This window comes from Leptolyngbya sp. CCY15150 (assembly GCF_016888135.1).
Lineage (GTDB): Bacteria > Cyanobacteriota > Cyanobacteriia > RECH01 > RECH01 > RECH01.
In genome coordinates, this window is the sequence record NZ_JACSWB010000302.1 from 19,017 (window position 1) to 36,274 (window position 17,258).

At 54.2% G+C, this 17,258-nt stretch carries 18 protein-coding genes; 10 read left to right on the top strand and 8 right to left on the bottom strand.

Features of this window, described 5'->3' with window-relative positions; genetic code table 11:
• The first annotated feature begins 307 nt into the window (after positions 1-307).
• On the top strand, positions 308-1,207 hold the full coding sequence (locus JUJ53_RS24215) for an alpha/beta hydrolase (protein ID WP_204154627.1): 900 nt from the start codon (positions 308-310) through the stop codon (positions 1,205-1,207).
• A 39-nt stretch (positions 1,208-1,246) separates the two neighbouring features.
• Here the strand turns inward: JUJ53_RS24215 and JUJ53_RS25300 are convergent, their stop codons facing one another.
• Positions 1,247-1,381, bottom strand: coding sequence for a hypothetical protein (locus tag JUJ53_RS25300; protein ID WP_275415846.1), 135 nt, complete (start codon positions 1,379-1,381; stop codon positions 1,247-1,249).
• 11 nt (positions 1,382-1,392) lie between these two features.
• On the opposite strand from JUJ53_RS25300, the gene JUJ53_RS24220 reads away from it, so the two are divergent.
• From JUJ53_RS24220 to JUJ53_RS24230, 3 genes are all read left to right on the top strand, one after another.
• Positions 1,393-1,830, top strand: a complete 438-nt coding sequence (locus JUJ53_RS24220; RefSeq protein WP_204154628.1) for an Rrf2 family transcriptional regulator — start codon at positions 1,393-1,395, stop codon at positions 1,828-1,830.
• Positions 1,831-2,103: 273 nt separating this feature from the next.
• Positions 2,104-3,063 carry a cysteine synthase A gene (gene cysK / locus JUJ53_RS24225; RefSeq protein WP_204154629.1) on the top strand — a complete coding sequence of 320 codons (960 nt, stop codon included), beginning with the start codon at positions 2,104-2,106 and terminating at the stop codon, positions 3,061-3,063.
• 91 nt (positions 3,064-3,154) lie between these two features.
• Positions 3,155-3,448, top strand: coding sequence for a hypothetical protein (locus JUJ53_RS24230; protein ID WP_204154630.1), 294 nt, complete (start codon positions 3,155-3,157; stop codon positions 3,446-3,448).
• Positions 3,449-3,639: 191 nt separating this feature from the next.
• Here JUJ53_RS24230 and plsY read toward each other — a convergent pair whose 3' ends face one another.
• The 3 genes from plsY to JUJ53_RS24245 form a co-directional block, all read right to left on the bottom strand.
• Positions 3,640-4,302 (bottom strand): glycerol-3-phosphate 1-O-acyltransferase PlsY, encoded by a 663-nt coding sequence (plsY, locus tag JUJ53_RS24235; protein ID WP_204154631.1) that lies wholly within the window; start codon positions 4,300-4,302, stop codon positions 3,640-3,642.
• 306 nt (positions 4,303-4,608) lie between these two features.
• On the bottom strand, positions 4,609-5,763 hold the full coding sequence (locus tag JUJ53_RS24240; RefSeq protein ID WP_204154632.1) for a DUF3086 domain-containing protein: 1,155 nt from the start codon (positions 5,761-5,763) through the stop codon (positions 4,609-4,611).
• A gap of 119 nt (positions 5,764-5,882) precedes the next feature.
• Positions 5,883-6,287 carry a DUF3119 family protein gene (locus tag JUJ53_RS24245; RefSeq protein WP_204154633.1) on the bottom strand — a complete coding sequence of 135 codons (405 nt, stop codon included), beginning with the start codon at positions 6,285-6,287 and terminating at the stop codon, positions 5,883-5,885.
• Positions 6,288-6,532: 245 nt separating this feature from the next.
• Between JUJ53_RS24245 and JUJ53_RS24250 the strand changes: the two genes are divergently transcribed.
• Positions 6,533-7,267, top strand: coding sequence for a lysophospholipid acyltransferase family protein (locus JUJ53_RS24250; protein ID WP_204154634.1), 735 nt, complete (start codon positions 6,533-6,535; stop codon positions 7,265-7,267).
• 219 nt (positions 7,268-7,486) lie between these two features.
• Here JUJ53_RS24250 and JUJ53_RS24255 read toward each other — a convergent pair whose 3' ends face one another.
• The 3 genes from JUJ53_RS24255 to JUJ53_RS24265 all read right to left on the bottom strand — a co-directional run bounded on the left by JUJ53_RS24255 (position 7,487) and on the right by JUJ53_RS24265 (position 11,265).
• A complete protein-coding gene (locus JUJ53_RS24255) occupies positions 7,487-7,711 on the bottom strand; it encodes a hypothetical protein (protein WP_204154635.1) in 225 nt (74 codons plus the stop codon).
• An 860-nt stretch (positions 7,712-8,571) separates the two neighbouring features.
• Positions 8,572-9,843: a glycoside hydrolase family 19 protein gene (locus JUJ53_RS24260; protein ID WP_204154636.1), complete on the bottom strand. Its 1,272-nt coding sequence runs from the start codon at positions 9,841-9,843 to the stop codon at positions 8,572-8,574.
• Positions 9,844-10,041: 198 nt separating this feature from the next.
• Positions 10,042-11,265 (bottom strand): DUF790 family protein, encoded by a 1,224-nt coding sequence (locus JUJ53_RS24265; protein ID WP_204154637.1) that lies wholly within the window; start codon positions 11,263-11,265, stop codon positions 10,042-10,044.
• Positions 11,266-11,694: 429 nt separating this feature from the next.
• Here JUJ53_RS24265 and JUJ53_RS24270 point away from each other — a divergent pair, with 429 nt between their 5' ends.
• From JUJ53_RS24270 to argF, 5 genes are all read left to right on the top strand, one after another.
• Positions 11,695-11,949: a DUF6761 family protein gene (locus JUJ53_RS24270; RefSeq protein WP_204154638.1), complete on the top strand. Its 255-nt coding sequence runs from the start codon at positions 11,695-11,697 to the stop codon at positions 11,947-11,949.
• A 387-nt stretch (positions 11,950-12,336) separates the two neighbouring features.
• Positions 12,337-12,594 carry a hypothetical protein gene (locus JUJ53_RS24275; RefSeq protein WP_204154639.1) on the top strand — a complete coding sequence of 86 codons (258 nt, stop codon included), beginning with the start codon at positions 12,337-12,339 and terminating at the stop codon, positions 12,592-12,594.
• Positions 12,595-12,959: 365 nt separating this feature from the next.
• Complete coding sequence (gene argH / locus JUJ53_RS24280; protein ID WP_343328029.1) at positions 12,960-14,354, top strand: argininosuccinate lyase; 1,395 nt, start codon at positions 12,960-12,962, stop codon at positions 14,352-14,354.
• 9 nt (positions 14,355-14,363) lie between these two features.
• Complete coding sequence (locus tag JUJ53_RS24285; protein WP_204154641.1) at positions 14,364-15,359, top strand: zinc-dependent alcohol dehydrogenase family protein; 996 nt, start codon at positions 14,364-14,366, stop codon at positions 15,357-15,359.
• A 198-nt stretch (positions 15,360-15,557) separates the two neighbouring features.
• Complete coding sequence (gene argF / locus JUJ53_RS24290; RefSeq protein ID WP_204154642.1) at positions 15,558-16,490, top strand: ornithine carbamoyltransferase; 933 nt, start codon at positions 15,558-15,560, stop codon at positions 16,488-16,490.
• A gap of 146 nt (positions 16,491-16,636) precedes the next feature.
• Here argF and JUJ53_RS24295 read toward each other — a convergent pair whose 3' ends face one another.
• Positions 16,637-17,257, bottom strand: coding sequence for an HAD family phosphatase (locus JUJ53_RS24295; RefSeq protein ID WP_204154643.1), 621 nt, complete (start codon positions 17,255-17,257; stop codon positions 16,637-16,639).
• Between the last annotated feature and the right edge of the window lies 1 nt (position 17,258).

Consider the following 17,258-nt stretch of genomic DNA (forward strand, 5'->3'; position numbering starts at 1 on the left):
TAGTGTAGTGACATAATCCTGACTGCCTTTAACGGATAAGCTTGATGCGAAGTGGATGGCGCTCTTGACCGATCATCGGCGGAGCTGCCTTAGGGCGAAACAATGAACAAAAATTATTTCTGTATTCATTGTTACTGTTTTGAACTTTAGCGTCAAGTTGAAACCAGCCGATCGCGTCAGGACAAGAGGTGCAAGGCAGGCAGATTGAGGATGCTGCCCATTACAAAGAATTGTAGCGATCGCTCCCCCCTAGGCTTCAGCGATAAGCTAGAGGAGATCCATGCCTTCTTTGCAGTTGTCCGACCCTATGAAACAGTTTCAACCACCCGGCTTCGAACCCCAGCACATCCAGACCTCCCTGGGGAAAATGGTGTACTACAGTCCCGCTGGTGCTCCCTGGCGATCGCCCGTTGAGACCTCCTCCCCGCCGCTGGTGTTTCTCCACAGCTTGGGCGGTGGTTCCTCGGCCTTTGAATGGTCGAAGGTCTACCCGGCTTTTGCCGCCACCCATCGAATTATTGCGCCCGATCTCGTAGGTTGGGGACAGTCGGCCCATCCCCCCCGCGACTACAGCATTGCCGACTATCTCGCGGTGATCACGGAATGTTTAGAGCAAGTCGCCCAGCAGCCAGCCACCGTAGTGTCCACCTCCCTCACCGCCGGTCTCGTTCTGCGGCTAGCCAGCCAGCGCCCCGATTTATTCAATTCCCTGTTCCTCGTATCGCCCTCGGGCTATAGCGACTTTGGGCAAGATTACCAAAGCGGTTTGGCGGCCCAACTGGCCGGCACTCCCATTCTGGATCGGATCATCTACACCCTGGGAGCTGCCAATGAGCTGGCCGTGCGCAACTTTTTGGAGCAGTTTCTGTTTGCCAAGCGATCGCGGATTACCGACGAAATGGTTGCCGCCTACGTAGCCTCTGCCCAACAAGAGAATGCCGAGTATGCCGCCCTGGCGTCTCTTAAAGGCTCCCTTTGTTTCGATCTCTCCCTCTATATAGACGCGCTGCAGACGCCCACCTTTATGCTCTGGGGAGCCGCTTCCCGGTTTACCAGCGTTGCCCAAGGACAGCGGTTGGCTAGCCTCAATCCCGCAGCGGTGAAGGAGTTTGTGTCCATGGATGATGTCGGCGTTCTGCCTCACCTAGAACTACCCGCCGTGGTGATTGGTCTCCTGCAGAGGTGGCTGCAAGCCGATCATACCTAGGACAAACCGAGGACACACGGTAACATCTAGCTCAAGATTTTATAATCCAGCAAACCCCAGTGGAGAACCGGGATATACTAGGGAAAGGCGATCGCTGCCGTGGGGATCTCGATCTAGGAGACATCTAGGCTGCGCCTCCCAAGCGATCGCACGCCCTGATGCCACTGTTGTCATGAGTAGTGCTTGTGGAACTTTCCTGTAAAACCGAGTATGCCTTGCTGGCCCTAGTTGAGTTGGCCACTCACCACAATACGGGTACACCGTTGCAAATTCGGCAAATTGCTACAGAGCAAGATATTCCCGATCGCTACTTGGAGCAGCTCCTCGCCACCCTGCGCCGGGCAGGGGTCGTCAAAAGCCAGCGTGGCGCGAAAGGCGGCTATCTCCTGGCTCGTGAACCTTGGAAAATTACCCTGTGGGACATCATCAGCAGTATTGAGGGGCTCGATAGCCCTCAGCAATCGATAGACGAGAGCCCCAAGTCCGCCGAGTCCACCGTAGTGGCTGAGGTTTGGCAAGAAGCTCGCCATGCAGCAGAATCAGTGTTACAACGCTATACCCTGCAAGATCTGACGGAAAAGCGTGATGCTCGTCAGCAACGAAACATCATGTACTACATCTAGAGGTCAGAGTTCAGGGTTCAGGATTCAAGGTTCAGAATTCAGATTCCAGTCCCGCTCCAGCCAGCCCAAAGACGATTCCCAAGGGCGGGCTTTGAACCGGGTGAACGTTACAGTTCATCGCAATTTCAGCCCGTCTCCCCCAAAGCGATCGACAATGATGCCATGCCAGAATGCTGACCCATGGCGTCTCAACGGTTAGGGGTAGGGTGTGATCCAAGCAGCGATCGCCCCGACATTATTATTGTTGACTCACCTTATTAGCCACTGACGATTATGCGTATTGCCCAAAATATTACTGAACTGATTGGACATACTCCGCTGGTTCAACTGAACCGTATCCCCCAAGCTGAGGGATGTCTTGCCCGCATCATCGTGAAGCTAGAGGGCATGAACCCATCCGCATCGGTCAAGGATCGGATTGGCTCCGGCATGATCGAAGCAGCAGAGCAAGATGGTTTGATTACGCCCGGCAAGACCGTCTTAGTAGAACCGACCTCTGGCAATACGGGCATTGCACTGGCTATGGCCGCCGCTGCCAAGGGCTACAAGCTCATTCTCACCATGCCTGAGACCATGAGTTCGGAACGCCGGGCCATGCTGCGGGCCTACGGAGCCCAGTTGGAGCTGACGCCGGGCATCGAGGGCATGGGGGGATGTATCCGTCGCGCCCAGCAGATTGTGGACAGCATTCCCGATGCCTATATGCTGCAGCAGTTTCGTAATCCAGCCAATCCGCGGATTCACCGACAAACCACGGCAATCGAGATTTGGGATGATACCGATGGTCAGGTAGATATGCTGGTCGCTGGCGTGGGTACCGGGGGTACCCTAACAGGAGTAGCAGATGTGCTGAAGCAGCGTAAGCCAGGCTTCCAAGCGATCGCTGTTGAGCCATCCAACAGCCCCATTCTATCGGGCGGAGAACCCGGGCCCCACAAAATTCAAGGTATCGGTGCAGGCTTTGTGCCGGAAGTCTTACGGGTTGATCTCATCGATGAAGTGGTGACCGTGGATGACGATGAAGCGATCGCCTATGGTCGGCGCATGGCATCGGAAGAAGGTCTGCTATCGGGCATTTCCAGTGGCGCTGCCCTAGCTGCAGCCATCAAGGTTGGCCGCCGTCCTGAAAATGCCGGGAAATTAATCGTCATGATTCAACCAAGTTTTGGTGAACGCTACCTCAGTACCCCATTGTTCCAAGATCCAGAGCTATTAACGGTCTCAGTCGGTTAGAGATGCCCAGTCAATTGACCTAGGCATACTGATTTTGCTTCGACTTGGGCGTATAGCTGGATTAATCCTCTACACCAGGAGAGCCAAAATCATGGATATCGGTCATCTGCTTGTCCGCTTTGTTTTAGCGGTTGCTTGTGCCGTCTTAGCCAATGTGTTAATTCCCCGCCGTATTCCTGGCAAAGCCTTTGGTCTTGTGATCATTGGCATTGTTGGGGTTTTCTTCGGCGAGTGGGCCTTTGCCCTGCTGCGCCAAGAGTTTGGTCTCGATCATGCAGCCCTGCGCTGGCATATCCAAAACGTGAGGATTATTCCCGCCGTGATCGGATCGGCGGTGATTCTATACGTTGTGACCCTGATGCTGCAGTGGGGAAAATATACGTAATCTGGCGTTGTTGAATGAAGATATGCAATCAGAAGATGCGCAAGATGCTCACACTGCCTTAAGTGTGGGGATGAATTAGCGAGTGTGAACGTCTCGCTCACGGTTCGTTAGCGCACATCCTGTCGCGATTTAGCAACACCCGTCATCTGACACCCCTCTACTGGCGATCGCCATCCCAGGGCGATCGCTCTCTAGGTTTGGACTTTTTGACCAACTTTAGGTTCAGTGCCGGCTAGAAGGCGCTGGATATTGGTGCGATGCCGCAAAATAACATAAACTCCACCGACCACAGCCATGAGCTGATAGGGAAACGGCTGACGAAAGACCACCATCAGCACAATGCCCATCAAGGCGGCACTCATGGAGCTGAGGGAGACAAAGCGGAAGACGGCTAAGATCGAGCAAAAGGTTAGCAAGGCTCCTAGCCCCACCATCCAAGACATGCCCAGAAAGACGCCCAGACCCGTTGCAGCAGATTTGCCGCCCGTAAAGCCAATCCACACCGATTTACTGTGGCCCAAGATGGCAATCAGCGCCGCCAGGGTAATCAGCCAGGGCTGCCACTGGGCTTGATTCACCGAAGCAGGAGCCAGGGCCAGCAGGGCAGGAATGCTCAACATGCCCCGAGTGACGGCGATCGCCAGCACGCCTTTCACCACATCCACAGCTAAGACAGCGATCGCCGGCTTGGTACCCAAAACCCGCAGCACATTGGTGGCTCCGGTGGATTTTGACCCATGCTCACGAATATCAATTCCTTTCACAAGGCGGCCTGCCAAATAGCCTGTGGGAATCGATCCCAACAAATAGGCCGCCAGTAGCAATACAATGCACAGTAAAATCCACACAACCATGGGCCACGTCCTAGCTCTTTAAGCAGTATCTGTTTACACGGTTCTGCTCGTCAAGCCTCGGCGGGTGACTCTTGAAGTCGTTGTTGTCTCAATCAAGCGGCTTTGTCTAGGTCTCACCGTCTTACCGTGGTGGCTATAGGGATTCTTGAGGGCGTTATTTCACCAGGGAGTCTGTGGCAAGCAGGAGAACATAACGATTGTTGAGCATTTCAACGTTGCTCTCTGTTCAACCCGTTTCTCATAAGAGTTTGAGCAGGGAGCAACCCGACAGCCTCATTTAATTGAGTCCTCTCCCTAAGTGACCCCTTAGTAGTACACCGGACGGTTGGGATCAGGGGCAAAGGCTAGCCAGAAAGGAAATTCCAACACGGAGAGGCTGATTTGCTCCTCAGCTTCATCAATCAAAATTAACGGCACGTCGCCTTGGCGGGTGAAGCGATCGGCTCGTTGGGCAAGGCTTTCGGCAGATTCGAACAGCACCACGCCCTGATCGGCACCAAAGTCGCCGCGAGAAATGCCCAAGCAGTCTTGCAACCCTCGTCGCCATTCTCCTAACCGTTCGGGACTATTGGCCAAGACGAGGACGCGCAGGCGATCGCCATGGAGGTCGCAGAGCACCGAAATCACCGCTGAGGAGATCAGAATATTTTGCAGGCGAGATCCCATGCTGCGTAGGGCACCCCGTCCACCTTGCTCAAACATCCATTTAGAAACGCGCTCGGCATGGATCGGCTCAAAGGTGCGGCGCAGTTGCCAGGGTGGGCCGTAGTAATCCGGCGTAGTGCGGTAGCGATCGAGCAAGGCCCGAATGCGATCGGCATCAGCGGCAAAGGCCTGATCCATCACCTTAGGCGAAGCGCCACGGCTAGGTGGAGCATCGACCACAGGCACCGCTTCGGGCAGGAGAGGAGCAGCTTGAGGCGTAGGCATCTCAAGCTGCTCGGCCACCGTTGCTAGATCCTGCAAACTGCCCACGAGATAGTCCTTAAACCCCTGAACTCGAATGGCTAGATCTTGGGAAACCCCAGCAAAGGTCGTGCGCATCTCTGCCTTGATCCGTTCCTGACGCCGCTCTAGCTGCTCCACCGCAAGCTGCAGGGTTTGCTTACGCTGCTCTAGATCGGCCAGACTTTCCTGGATCACCCGCCCCATGGTGCGCTGGGTTTCCATCACCTGATCCCGCATCATCCGGGTGTAGGACGCTTGCAGGGTTTCAATGTCCTGCTTCAACTGCCGTTCTTCGCGGCGCAGGTCAGCAACCCGTTGATCTAGCCCTGAATCACCGGACGACGGTTGAGGCGATCGCCCCGCTGGAGTGGGATTGCCCAGGGAGAGCGGAATGGGGGCGCGCTGGTCGCTAGCAGAACGCTTCGGTGATGGAGTATCCGACGGCGGCGTATCCTTGCGATCGCCACCGGAGGCAGATAAGGAATCTAGGTTTAGGGGTTGCTCAGAAGTCATAGCCAAGACAATAGTTCAATCGGAACAGCGGCGTAGGTAACGCCCATTCAGCATCCTAGGGTTAAGACGGCATGGCAGAATCAGCAACCTGGTTAGAGCAGATCGCGATCGCCCATGGGTTACGGCGTGGGCGTGGATGGCGCAACCGAACAACGCTCCCTCAGGCAAGCTTCTAGGGTTTCAGCATTGAACAAGATCGGCAAAAAGTGAATGCTGTTCACCTCTTTGAAGTAGAACAACACAGGGAATGGCGACCAGAAGATTGCCCAGTTTTGCCAGTCTTGATAGGGAAAACGCCGAATCAGAGTCTCGCCGCGATAGACATCCAGGGCGTCGTTGGTGAAGCAGAGCCGTAGCGTTACGGCCTGCACCAAAAGAAATAGGCCAAACAGGGCGATCGCCCCACTCACCCAAACCTGTACCCAAAAGAGCGGTATGGCCAGCCCTACCAAAACCAAGGGAATGGCGTAGCTGGGAGCAAGCTGAACCGTTGCCCAGGTTGACGATGCCGTTGATGAGGTCACAGTGCCCAACTCCTTGAATGCTGCATGATGCTATCTCACACCACTCCATTCTAAGGGGTTCTGCTCGCGAGACGATAGTCTGTTCACCTAGGCAAGGGCGTGCCGTTAGATATAGCCCAGCGGGACACCCACAAAACTGTCCCTTTGGTATACCGAAAATATATGGAATCCAACTAGGGTGTAAGAGAACCTTTCCGAAGCAACCGAGAAGGCTCCATTGTGGTTTTCCTCACGTTCTCTTCCCTATGACCCTGTCCAAAACCTGTACTCAATCCCTTACATCCTCGTCATCCTCTGTGACGACCGCTCAAGCGCACTGTTCCCCATGGCTAACCTCCTTGGTCTATCCCCTGGGCTGTGATCTGGTGTTGCCGAGTTACTTCGATCGGATTACGATCACCGGGCAAGAGCATCTACCGAAGACGGGGCCAGTGCTGCTTGCTCCCACCCATCGATCACGCTGGGATGCATTGCTGGTGCCCTACGCAACTGGACGACGCGCTACCGGGCGAGATCTGCGATTTATGGTCACCGCTAGCGAAATGGGCGGCATTCAGGGGTGGTTTATTCGGCGATTGGGTGGCTTTTCGGTGAACGTTGATCGCCCATCCATCGCCAGTCTGCGGCTAGGGGTAGAACTTTTGCAGCAGGGAAATATGTTGGTAATTTTTCCAGAGGGCGGCATCTTTCGAGATGGAGACGTCCATCCCCTGCGTCCAGGTCTAGCGCGGTTAGCCCTGCAGGCCGAGGCTAGCCAGCCTAATCTCGGGGTTCAAATTGTGCCCATTAGCCTAAACTATCAACCCCTCATTCCACGATGGGGTTGTCAGGTGGATATTCATATTGGGCGATCGCTGAAGGTGGAGAACTATCGCCAAGGTTCCACCAAGCATGACGCTCAGCGCCTCACGAATGATTTAAAGAGCAGCCTACTGCGTCTAGAACAGTCTACCCAGCCGCAAGAACGAGTCTTGGCTTGAGATAAGGGTGACTAGAGATAAGACTTATGCCCTGGATGAAGCCCGTATGCTTGCAGCGGTATGGGGAAGTCATCATCCGTCACCGTACGTCACCTGTCACCGTACGCTACCCGTCACCGTACGCTACCCGTCATCGATCAATAACTCCCTCTAAGAACCTTGAGAACCCTAGAGGGAGTAGCATCAACCGCGTGGCTCGACGTAGCTGCACCAGCCAGCCTAAGGCATAGCATCTGTATTGAGATTAGCGATCGCTCTACCATGGGGCGATCGTTTGGTTTGAATGCCACCATCTAACACCGTCAGCGTAGGTTCTTTAGGCTTCCCACGTTTCTCATCCAGCTCATGAGCATCTGGATGAACTACACTCCACCGTCCTGTTACAGGATCACGGTAGGTGGTGAATGGATTCTGCTTCAACGATCCGTTTTGTGACTGTCCCATGGTGATGCACTCCTCTGTAGTCTGATAGGTGGCGATGTTCATCGGTCTTGTGTTCCAATCTGCTTACGCTAACCAGCCCCTCGACTGGACTTCAGCACTAGACCAAGCGTTGACTTTTTATACTTGATCTTAGCTCAACCGTACGGTGAACGATTTCTTGTCCTGAATCCCGATGGTCGAGAGTAGCGCAACCCTCTTTCGTATGAATGCGATAGCTATATCTTATGGTTCAGACTCGCGTTCTCGTCCCTGATATCTGGACTGAACCTATGGAGAGCTCTCCTCATTTAGTATCTCCCTTGGCAGCCTAAAACTGTTCAGCCATCCTACGGATCTTCGGTTCATCATCGGCCCACTTTATTCCTGCCTGATTGCATGATCAAAAATGAGTAGAGTTACGTAAGTTGTATAAATATTTACACCACTAGAAAGCCTTTTTCCTGATTTTTACAGAGGACTTGATTTAATTTTGTCTGAACCAGAGAAAAACAGGTCAATTCTTGAGAAAATAACATGATCGGCTCTGATGTTTATGGGGGGAGAAACCCCTCAGAGCAGGTGTGTCTAACTGGTCGCAGGCGTGAGTCCGATGAGGTTATCAGTAGCCAACCAGATGGACAGATGCATGAGCGATAGAATGCCTCAACATCCTGCAAGATGGTGCATTACGGCTGCGCCTCACAGCACGCTACGATAGAGCACGACCCTTTGGGCTGAGCCTGTCGAAGCTCGCCTCTCACCCCTCAAGCAGCTCAAAATGAACGAAGAAGCTGCTGATCGTCGTCAAACTCACAGTATTTCCGCGTCCGGCGTCACCCAAGAGAAATCATGAGACGTTGAGAACGATGAGCAAGCGATCGCTAAATGCCCAAGGCACGTTTCGCCGCCGCTAATTTTTTCACCCGATCATCAAGCCCATTAAATCCACCGTTAATAATACGGGTGACAAGACGGACATCATCCTTATCTGCCACTTGGTTGAGGCTTTCCCGATTCCAAAACCAGCCAGCGCTGCGGGCTGCTAGGTCATCATCGGCTAAACGGGTCGGGTTGCTAATCAGGTCGAGACCGATCGCTTTACCAATATCTTGATAGTTAAAGCGTCCCGTAATTTGGATCAAACCCCGCCCCTTGAACCGCACGCCATCCCCCGGTTGTGTATTGCCCAAATCGCTCCGCCCTTCATAGGCTGCGCCTGACGCAATTTCTTCGACGTAGTTAAACTCACCGGATTCGTGGGCCACCTGGGCCAGGAAGTGGGCTTGGCGCAGGGGCGTATTGATTTCAAACTCCTCCATGGTGGCATTCAGCGGCCCCACAAACTTACGCAGTTGGGCATCGCGACCATTGGGGGCAATGTGCTGTAGGTGCTCCAAGGTAATTTCGTTGATGGTACTTTCTGGAAACAGACCGGCATAGGGACGGCGACCAGCCGGGCGAGGCGGCAACCCTCGCAGCGATCGCAACAAACCATCAATCAAGGCATCGCTGGATACAAAGCGATCGGCGCTGATGTGTTGGATAAACACCTGCACGCCCTTAGCGGCCCGTTGGCGTAGTTCAGCCACCGAGCCGTCTGGCAACAAACCTTGGTAGGGCATTCGATCGGCGGGGCGCATGCCCTGACCGCCCAAGGCCCGCAGCAGATCATCCACAGCCCCATCTGCATCACAGAGATCGCCAGGCATCTGGGCAATCACCTGTCCGAGGGCTTGGGCCGCCAACTCCCGCCAGCGTTGGAGTTGACGAGGACTCGTTGCCTGGCTAAAGGAGAGCAGAGACTCGTAGGGGGGCAGACCTACGGGGCGCGGCGGTAGCTTGCTGAGCGATCGCAGCAGTTGATCAATCAGGTCATCGGCGGGAATAAAGTCTTCGTCTTGGAGATGCTCAATAAACACACGGATGCCGCCAGCGGCCCGTCGTCGTTGTTGCACCACGGCTCCATCTGGAAAGAGGCCGGCGTAGGGAGGGCGATCGCCAGAACGGGGAGCCTGGCCACCCAGGGCTCGCAGTAAGTTATCAACCACACTATCGATATCCGTCACCTCGTCCCCTTCTGCTTTGGAGATGAGATCATCTAACCGTTGGGCCGCAACTTTGCGCCAGATTCTAAGCTGTGAATTGGTGGTCATATTTGGGCACCCGCATCAGGAGTTAAGCAAGGATTGAGCGATCGCATCACCCACAAAGTCTTGGCGCAGGGCGGTGCAGCGTTGCCGAACACACCCTCAAGCACGTTGGACGGGCAGCGGTGAGCAGTATAGATAGTCCTAGAAGGTATCGCTAGGAGATATCCCTAGAATGGACAACGATGATGGATTTCTACCAATTTACTCGAAAGTTTCCAAGACTTCTAATACAGCCTTAGGCGAAAGCTTCGTTTTAAACCAGACCACAGGCACCGGAATATCCTGCACCCGCACGCCGGCCTTTTCCAAATTGAGGCGATCGGAAACGGCCAGAATCAGGCGATCGCTTTGCACCTTTTGCACCTGGGCAAACTTCTTGCGCAGATACTCCGGTCGCCAGTAGCCGACAATTTCGAGGAGCACCGTCCGTCCATCAGCATGAACCAGCCGAAAGTCGGGAATCATGACACTGCCAGGAATCGGCAGTAGATCCACCTCTCGCTCTAGATGCCAATCGCTCTTGAGCGCCGCCCAGCGATCAGCGAAGGAGGCTTCGAGCATACTGTCATAGGGCTTGCCGGGGGGATAATGGCTGACGAGGCCGCAGTCGGAATCTAGGGCAAAGTGGCGGGTGGTGGTGGCTTTGGTGTAGAAATCCTTTACCTGAAGCTGAGACTCAAGGCTCCATTTTGAGACATGCAGCAGCGCCGGAATCAGTTTGGCAATATCGAGCCCGTAGCGGGTGCTGGGCTTAAACAAACTGGTGGGGCCATCAATGGTGATAGTGAAACCATAGTCGGCATCGCCCTCGATGTAGGCCATCAAGCCAAACAGCTTCAGGTAGCGAAACAGCAGCTTATATTCACCGGGATCATTGCGATGGGCTTGGATGACAATGTGGCTAGCTTTGTAGAAAATTCCCTGCACCTGAGACAGGTTGTAGCGATGGATCAACTGCTCTGGAGTAGGGGCATTGAACTCCATGAGAATGCGGTTTTCGGCTAGATCTGCATAGAGACCCGCGCGAATATGGGCAGGCAGGACATTGCGCCCCAGTTCTTGGGTGAGCTGATCGGCAACGCGCTCTAAGGTGATCGTCGTTGCTTGGGGAGAGGGCACGGTGGTCGCGGCAGCAGAAAAAACGCGATCGCGTAGCTGCTGAGGCTCTAGGGGACTCACGATCTCAAACGTACTGAGGTTGCTTTTGGCAATGTGGGCCAGACCGCGCTTGATCCGATAATCGATACCTTCTCCCTCCCAATCCTGCAGTTGGCGGTTGAGTTCGCCCTGGGTGGCTCCCTGAGAGTCTTGGAAGAGCTGGATCAGTTCCGCAGCGATCGCCCCATACTCCGGAGTCAGCGATAACCGCTTGGGGATCACCTCGGCCCCTTGGAGGCGATAGATCAATAAATCGGATGGCAGCATGATCGGCAGCACCTGATATGTGAGGGGATCAATTCGGGAACACTAGTAGCAATGGAAACGATCCTATATCTAGGCGCTAGCGATCGCTCCCCGAAACCACCCTATCGTGATCCCAGATCAAGCCGTTGCTCACCGCGCTTCCTACAGATGTAACATTTCGTAAGGAATCATGAATAAACTGCTGGTTTGAGCCTGGGAATGCAACAAAAAGCACCGAGATCAACCGATTGCCGACTCCACTTATATTGCGTTAAGTTGCAATTCCAGGATAATTTTTTCATCAAGGGTGGGTTTCCGTCCTGTAGGCGATCGCTCAAAACGCTACCATAGAGTTAAGTAGAGTCATTTTTGGTCTACCTTAGTCATCTAGCAATCGATTAACGATCCCCGCGCCATTTGCTGTATCAAGCACTACCACCTAATTGACCTATGCTTCAAGATGCCCAGGCAATTCGCCACTACCAACGCATTACCGATGCCCTGACTGAGCAGTGGAACCGAGGGTATCGCTTAGATGAGCTACGCCTGTATCTCGACGGATACCTAGCAGCTCTACGCAATTCCAATGTGTTAGAGCCCTATCTCGTTCATCGCCTTGAAGACGAAGCGGTGCGCTACCTGTTCGACACCAGTAACTTCGCCGTCCCCGAGCCCGAGATGGAGCCCGACTACGACTACCGCTAAGCGGTCAACTATTGTCTAGACATCCCCCGGCCAATCGATCCCCAGCATCGATACGTCGCTTTGGAATCCACTACACTGCCTCCACCCACCTGGGTGGAGGTTGTTGTATTAAAGGGGCGTTGCTCTTGCATGATGGGTTCCAGCGGTCATGAGTTCCGGATAGTAGCGATCGCCCCTGAAAACCTCTTCAGTGACCGTCCAAGTCCTGGAACCGCCCTAGGGATCTCCTTGCTTTAATTTTCTTAGATTCGATGCACGCAAACTTCCCATTAGCGCGTATTCTTGTGAGGAACTTTTGATGCTGGCCAGCCCTAATCGTTCAATCAACAACTGGCCGCTTACTACATAGTTCGGTGTTCGTACTATTTTCTGACACGAGGCTCAACCATGATTTTGTTTGACGTGGCGTCTAACTTTGGCACTTGGTCCATGCACCTCAGCCTCTTGAGCGATACGTGGCACCTAACGCAACTGCCGCTCGATGGGCTACAGGATTGGAGTATTTTGGCGCAGCAGCTTGATACCGATCCCTTCCGGGGCTTTCGAGATCTATTTAGCAATTTCTTTGAATCAGGTCAGGCCTGGGCATTCCTTGCCGGTATCGTTTTTGGCTATCTCATTCGCAGCCTGACCTCCTACGGCTAAGGGCAGGAGTCTACACATTTCAAAGCCAGGGTCAGACATCTACACGACCCTGGTTACGCCAGCAAGTCTCAAGTATCGTATGTCGTATGGTGCCAGCGCTCCCGCGTTGACACCTGTCTTAGTCGCTCCTGCGACGATTCTCCTGTGAGACAACTGAGGTCTGGGCGCAGGAGCAACCCTGGGAGTAGTCCCACGCTCAGCGTAGGAACGATCGAATCCTGATGAGAAGAGGGTTGAGCGCCGTCGAAACCCGGCCAATAAGCTTCATTGAAGTGAGTCCAGCTACTTACCATGGAAAAAGCCTAGAGCTAGACCGTAGGGAGTTGGTATTATTCCCCTAGCGGCTTTTCAAGGTAAAACATTTGGTGACCCAATCTTCTTCCCAAACCTGGAGTCAACGGTTTGAATCTGCCCTGCATCCGGCGATCGCCCAGTTTAATGCCAGTATCTTCTTTGATATTGAACTGATTGAATATGACATTACGGGTTCCCAGGCCCATGCCCAAATGCTGGCCCACACCGGCATCATTTCTGTTGAGGAAGGCGAGCAACTGGTCAAAGGTCTAGAGCAGGTGCGGCAGGAGTATCGCCAAGGGCAGTTCACCCCTGGCGTTGACGCTGAAGATGTGCATTTTGCGGTAGAACGACGGCTGACGGAACTGGTGGGGGATGTGGGCAAAAAGCTACACACCGCCCGTTCCCGCAATGATCAGGTGGGAACCGATACCCGTCTCTACCTGCGATCGCAGATCGAGCAAATTCGTGGACAACTGCGCCAGTTTCAAACGGTGATGATTGACTTGGCTGATCAGCATGTGGAAACGCTGATCCCCGGCTATACGCACCTGCAGCGAGCCCAGCCCCTGAGTTTAGCCCATCACCTGCTGGCCTACGTCGCCATGACCCAGCGCGACTGGGAACGGTTGGGTGATGTTTATCGGCGGGTGAATATTTCGCCCTTGGGGAGCGGCGCTTTGGCAGGGACAACCTTTCCCATCGATCGCCACTACACCGCTAAGCTGCTGGGCTTTGATGACGTGTATAGCAACAGTCTGGATGGCGTGAGCGATCGCGATTTTGCTATCGAATTCCTTGCTGCTGCCAGCGTGATTATGGTTCACCTATCCCGCCTGTCTGAGGAAATCATCCTCTGGGCATCGGAAGAATTTGGCTTTGTCACCCTCAAAGACAATTGCTCCACCGGATCAAGCATCATGCCCCAGAAGAAAAATCCCGACGTTCCAGAACTGGTGCGTGGTAAGACAGGGCGGGTGTTTGGCCACCTGCAGGCGCTGCTTACGTTGATGAAGGGCCTACCCTTGGCCTACAACAAGGATTTGCAAGAGGACAAAGAAGCCCTGTTTGATGCGGTGAAAACCGTTCAGGGTTGCTTAGAAGCCATGACAATTCTCATGGCGGAGGGGCTGGAGTTTCGCACGGCGCGCCTCAACAGTGCTGTGGCGGAAGACTTTTCTAATGCCACGGACGTAGCCGACTATTTGGCTACCAAGGGCGTTCCCTTCCGGGAAGCCTATAACCTGGTGGGCAAGGTGGTGAAAACCTCTCTCGCAGCGGGTAAATTGCTCAAGGATCTCACCCTAGAGGAATGGCAGGCGTTGCATCCAGCCTTCGAACAGGACATCTATGGGGCGATCGCTCCCCAGCAGGTGGTATCAGCCCGCAATAGCTACGGCGGTACAGGCTTTGAGCAGGTGCGACAGGCCCTCCAGCAAGCGCGGCAACGGTTAGGTGACGTCTAGGAGGCGATTGTGAAAGCAGTCCTGATGACAGCGGCGGGCGGCCCCGAGGTGCTGTGTCTCGGTGACGTACCCATGCCGATCCTCAGCCAGCCTACGGATGTCTTGGTACGTCTACGGGCAGCGGGGATCAATCCCATCGATACCAAGCTCCGGCAGCGGGGAACCTTTTATCCCGACCAGATGCCGGCCATCCTGGGCTGTGATGGGGCGGGGGTGGTGGAAGCTGTGGGCGCAGAGGTGCGATCGCTCACCGTGGGCGATGAGGTGTACTTCTGCGCCGGTGGATTGGGCAGCGCACCGGGCACCTACGCCGACTATACGGTGGTGGATGAACGTTACCTAGCGCCCAAGCCCAAAACCCTCAGCTTTGCGGAAGCGGCCGCCGCTCCCCTGGTGCTGATCACGGCCTGGGAGGCGCTGTACGATCGGGCTCGGCTAGAGGCAGGGCGATCGGTGCTGGTGCAGGCAGGCGCGGGGGGCGTTGGCCATGTAGCCATCCAATTAGCCCACTTACAGGGAGCCAAGGTTTGCACCACCGTCAGCACTGCGGACAAGGCAGACTTCGTCCGCCAGCTCGGGGCAGAGTTGCCCATTCTCTATCCCCAAACCGATGTGGTGCAAACGGTGCTCGACTGGACAGCAGGCGACGGGGTAGACACCAGCTTTGATACCCTGGGCGGTGGGATCCTGTCCCAATGCTTTACTGCTACGGCTATCTATGGCGATGTGGTTACCCTGCTGGCCCCCGCCGCCGATGCTGATTGGAAAACGGCTCGCGATCGCAACCTGCGAGTCAGCTATGAGCTGATGCTCACACCCATGCTGAAAAACCTCACCATTGCCCTCCAAGATCAGGCGATGATTCTGCGAACATGTGCGCGGTTAATCGATCAAGGATCGCTGAAGATTCACCTCAGCCAAACCTTTCCCCTCGCCGAAGCCAGCCAAGCCCATGCCCTGATTGAACAAGGATCAACCCAAGGTAAACTTGCTCTCACCATTTAGAGACATCTAGAGATAGATCCAAGGAGCACCTCGGATCCCACCGGACTCAAGTCCCTCTAACCCTAGTCAATCCGTTCGACAAGAACTCCCGAAAGGGTGCAAGATTTGGTAGGGTTTGGAGACGATTGAGCCCGTAGTCCCCATTCCTTTCGGGACATGGGCATGTTTGTTATTCATTATTGAGTGAGCCAGAATCCCATGAGTTTAGCGGCGTTGAACGGACGAGACCTGTTGAGCCTAGCCGATCTCAGCGAGGCGGAGTTGCTAGGGTTGCTAGACTTAGCAGCCAACCTCAAAACCGGCGAGGTGCAGCCCCAATGCCGTCAGGTGCTTGGGCTGTTGTTTAGCAAAGCCTCAACTCGTACCCGCGTCAGCTTCTCGGTGGCCATGTATCAACTGGGTGGACAGGTGCTGGACTTAAACGCCAGCGTCACCCAGGTGGGTCGGGGTGAACCCCTCATGGACACAGCCCGCGTCCTCGATCGCTACCTAGATATTGTGGCCATTCGCACCTTTGCCCAGGCAGAACTCGAAACCTTCGCCCACTATGCCAAGATTCCGGTGATCAACGCCCTGACAGATTTGGAACATCCTTGCCAAATTTTGGCGGATTTACAGACGATTCAAGAAAGCTTTGGGCAGCTCAGCGGACTCACGGTATCCTACTTCGGCGATGGCAATAATGTGGCCCATTCCTTGATGATTGGCTGCGCCTTAGCGGGCATTCATGTTCGCATTGCCACGCCTGCCGACTATCAACCCCTGCCGGAGATTATTGAACAAACCCGTCGAATTGCGGGCGATCGCTCCCAGGTGATCATCACCGATGATCCGAAAGCGGCGGCAGAAGGTAGCCACGTGCTCTATACCGACGTATGGGCCAGCATGGGTCAGGAAGACCTTGCCGAAAGCCGTATTCCTATCTTCCAGCCTTATCAAATTAACGCTAACTTATTGAGCTTAGCTGATTCAGAAGCGATCGTACTTCACTGCTTGCCAGCCCACCGAGGTGAAGAAATTACAGAAGACGTGATGGAGGGTTCTCAGTCTCGCATTTGGGATGAGGCCGAAAATCGTCTCCATGCACAGAAAGCACTGTTGGTCAGCACGCTCGGGGTATTGGAGAGTTAGCACTAAGGTCAGCAAGAAGCGATCGCTCCCTAGACCCGATCGCTTCTTCCTATCTAGTCTAAATCTTACCCTAACATAAGCGCCCTTTGCTATCGCTCCACGTTGCCGGACATAAGTGCCGGACATACCTTATTGCCAAACATACCTTACTTCGACATCAAACCTAAATCGTGAATGGTTTTTCCATCTGTAAGATGAACCGTTTGCAAGCCCACCCCGATCGCTCCATCAATGTGCTGCTTAGTATCTTCAATAAACAACGTCGCAGCTGGATCGAGATCGTGATCCTGCAACACCCGCTGAAAGATGCTGGCATGGGGCTTGCGATCGCCTACCTCATGGGAATAATAAGCATGATCAAACAGCCCGGATAAGGTAAGCTCAGTCCCAAACGTATTGGCAAAGATGCGATCGCATTCTGCCTTATGAATTTCGTTGGTATTGGATAACAAAAACAGCCGGTAGTGATCACGAAGCTGTTGCAAAAGAGACACCCGTGATGGAGGAATATTCAACAGCATGGCGTTCCAAGCTTGGTCGATCTCGTCATCCACACAGGTGATGCCGAGTAGCGATCGCATACCCTCGCGAAACTCGGCAGAGGAGATCTGTCCCATCTCGTAGCGATCGAAGAGGGGATTTTGCTGATGCTGAGTGTAGAGGGGGCTGACGTCAAACCCGCAGAGGCGGCTGAAGGCCTCGATGGTGGTTTGGTAGCGGAGGTTGATGATCACGCCCCCAAGGTCAAAAATCAGGCTGCGAATCATA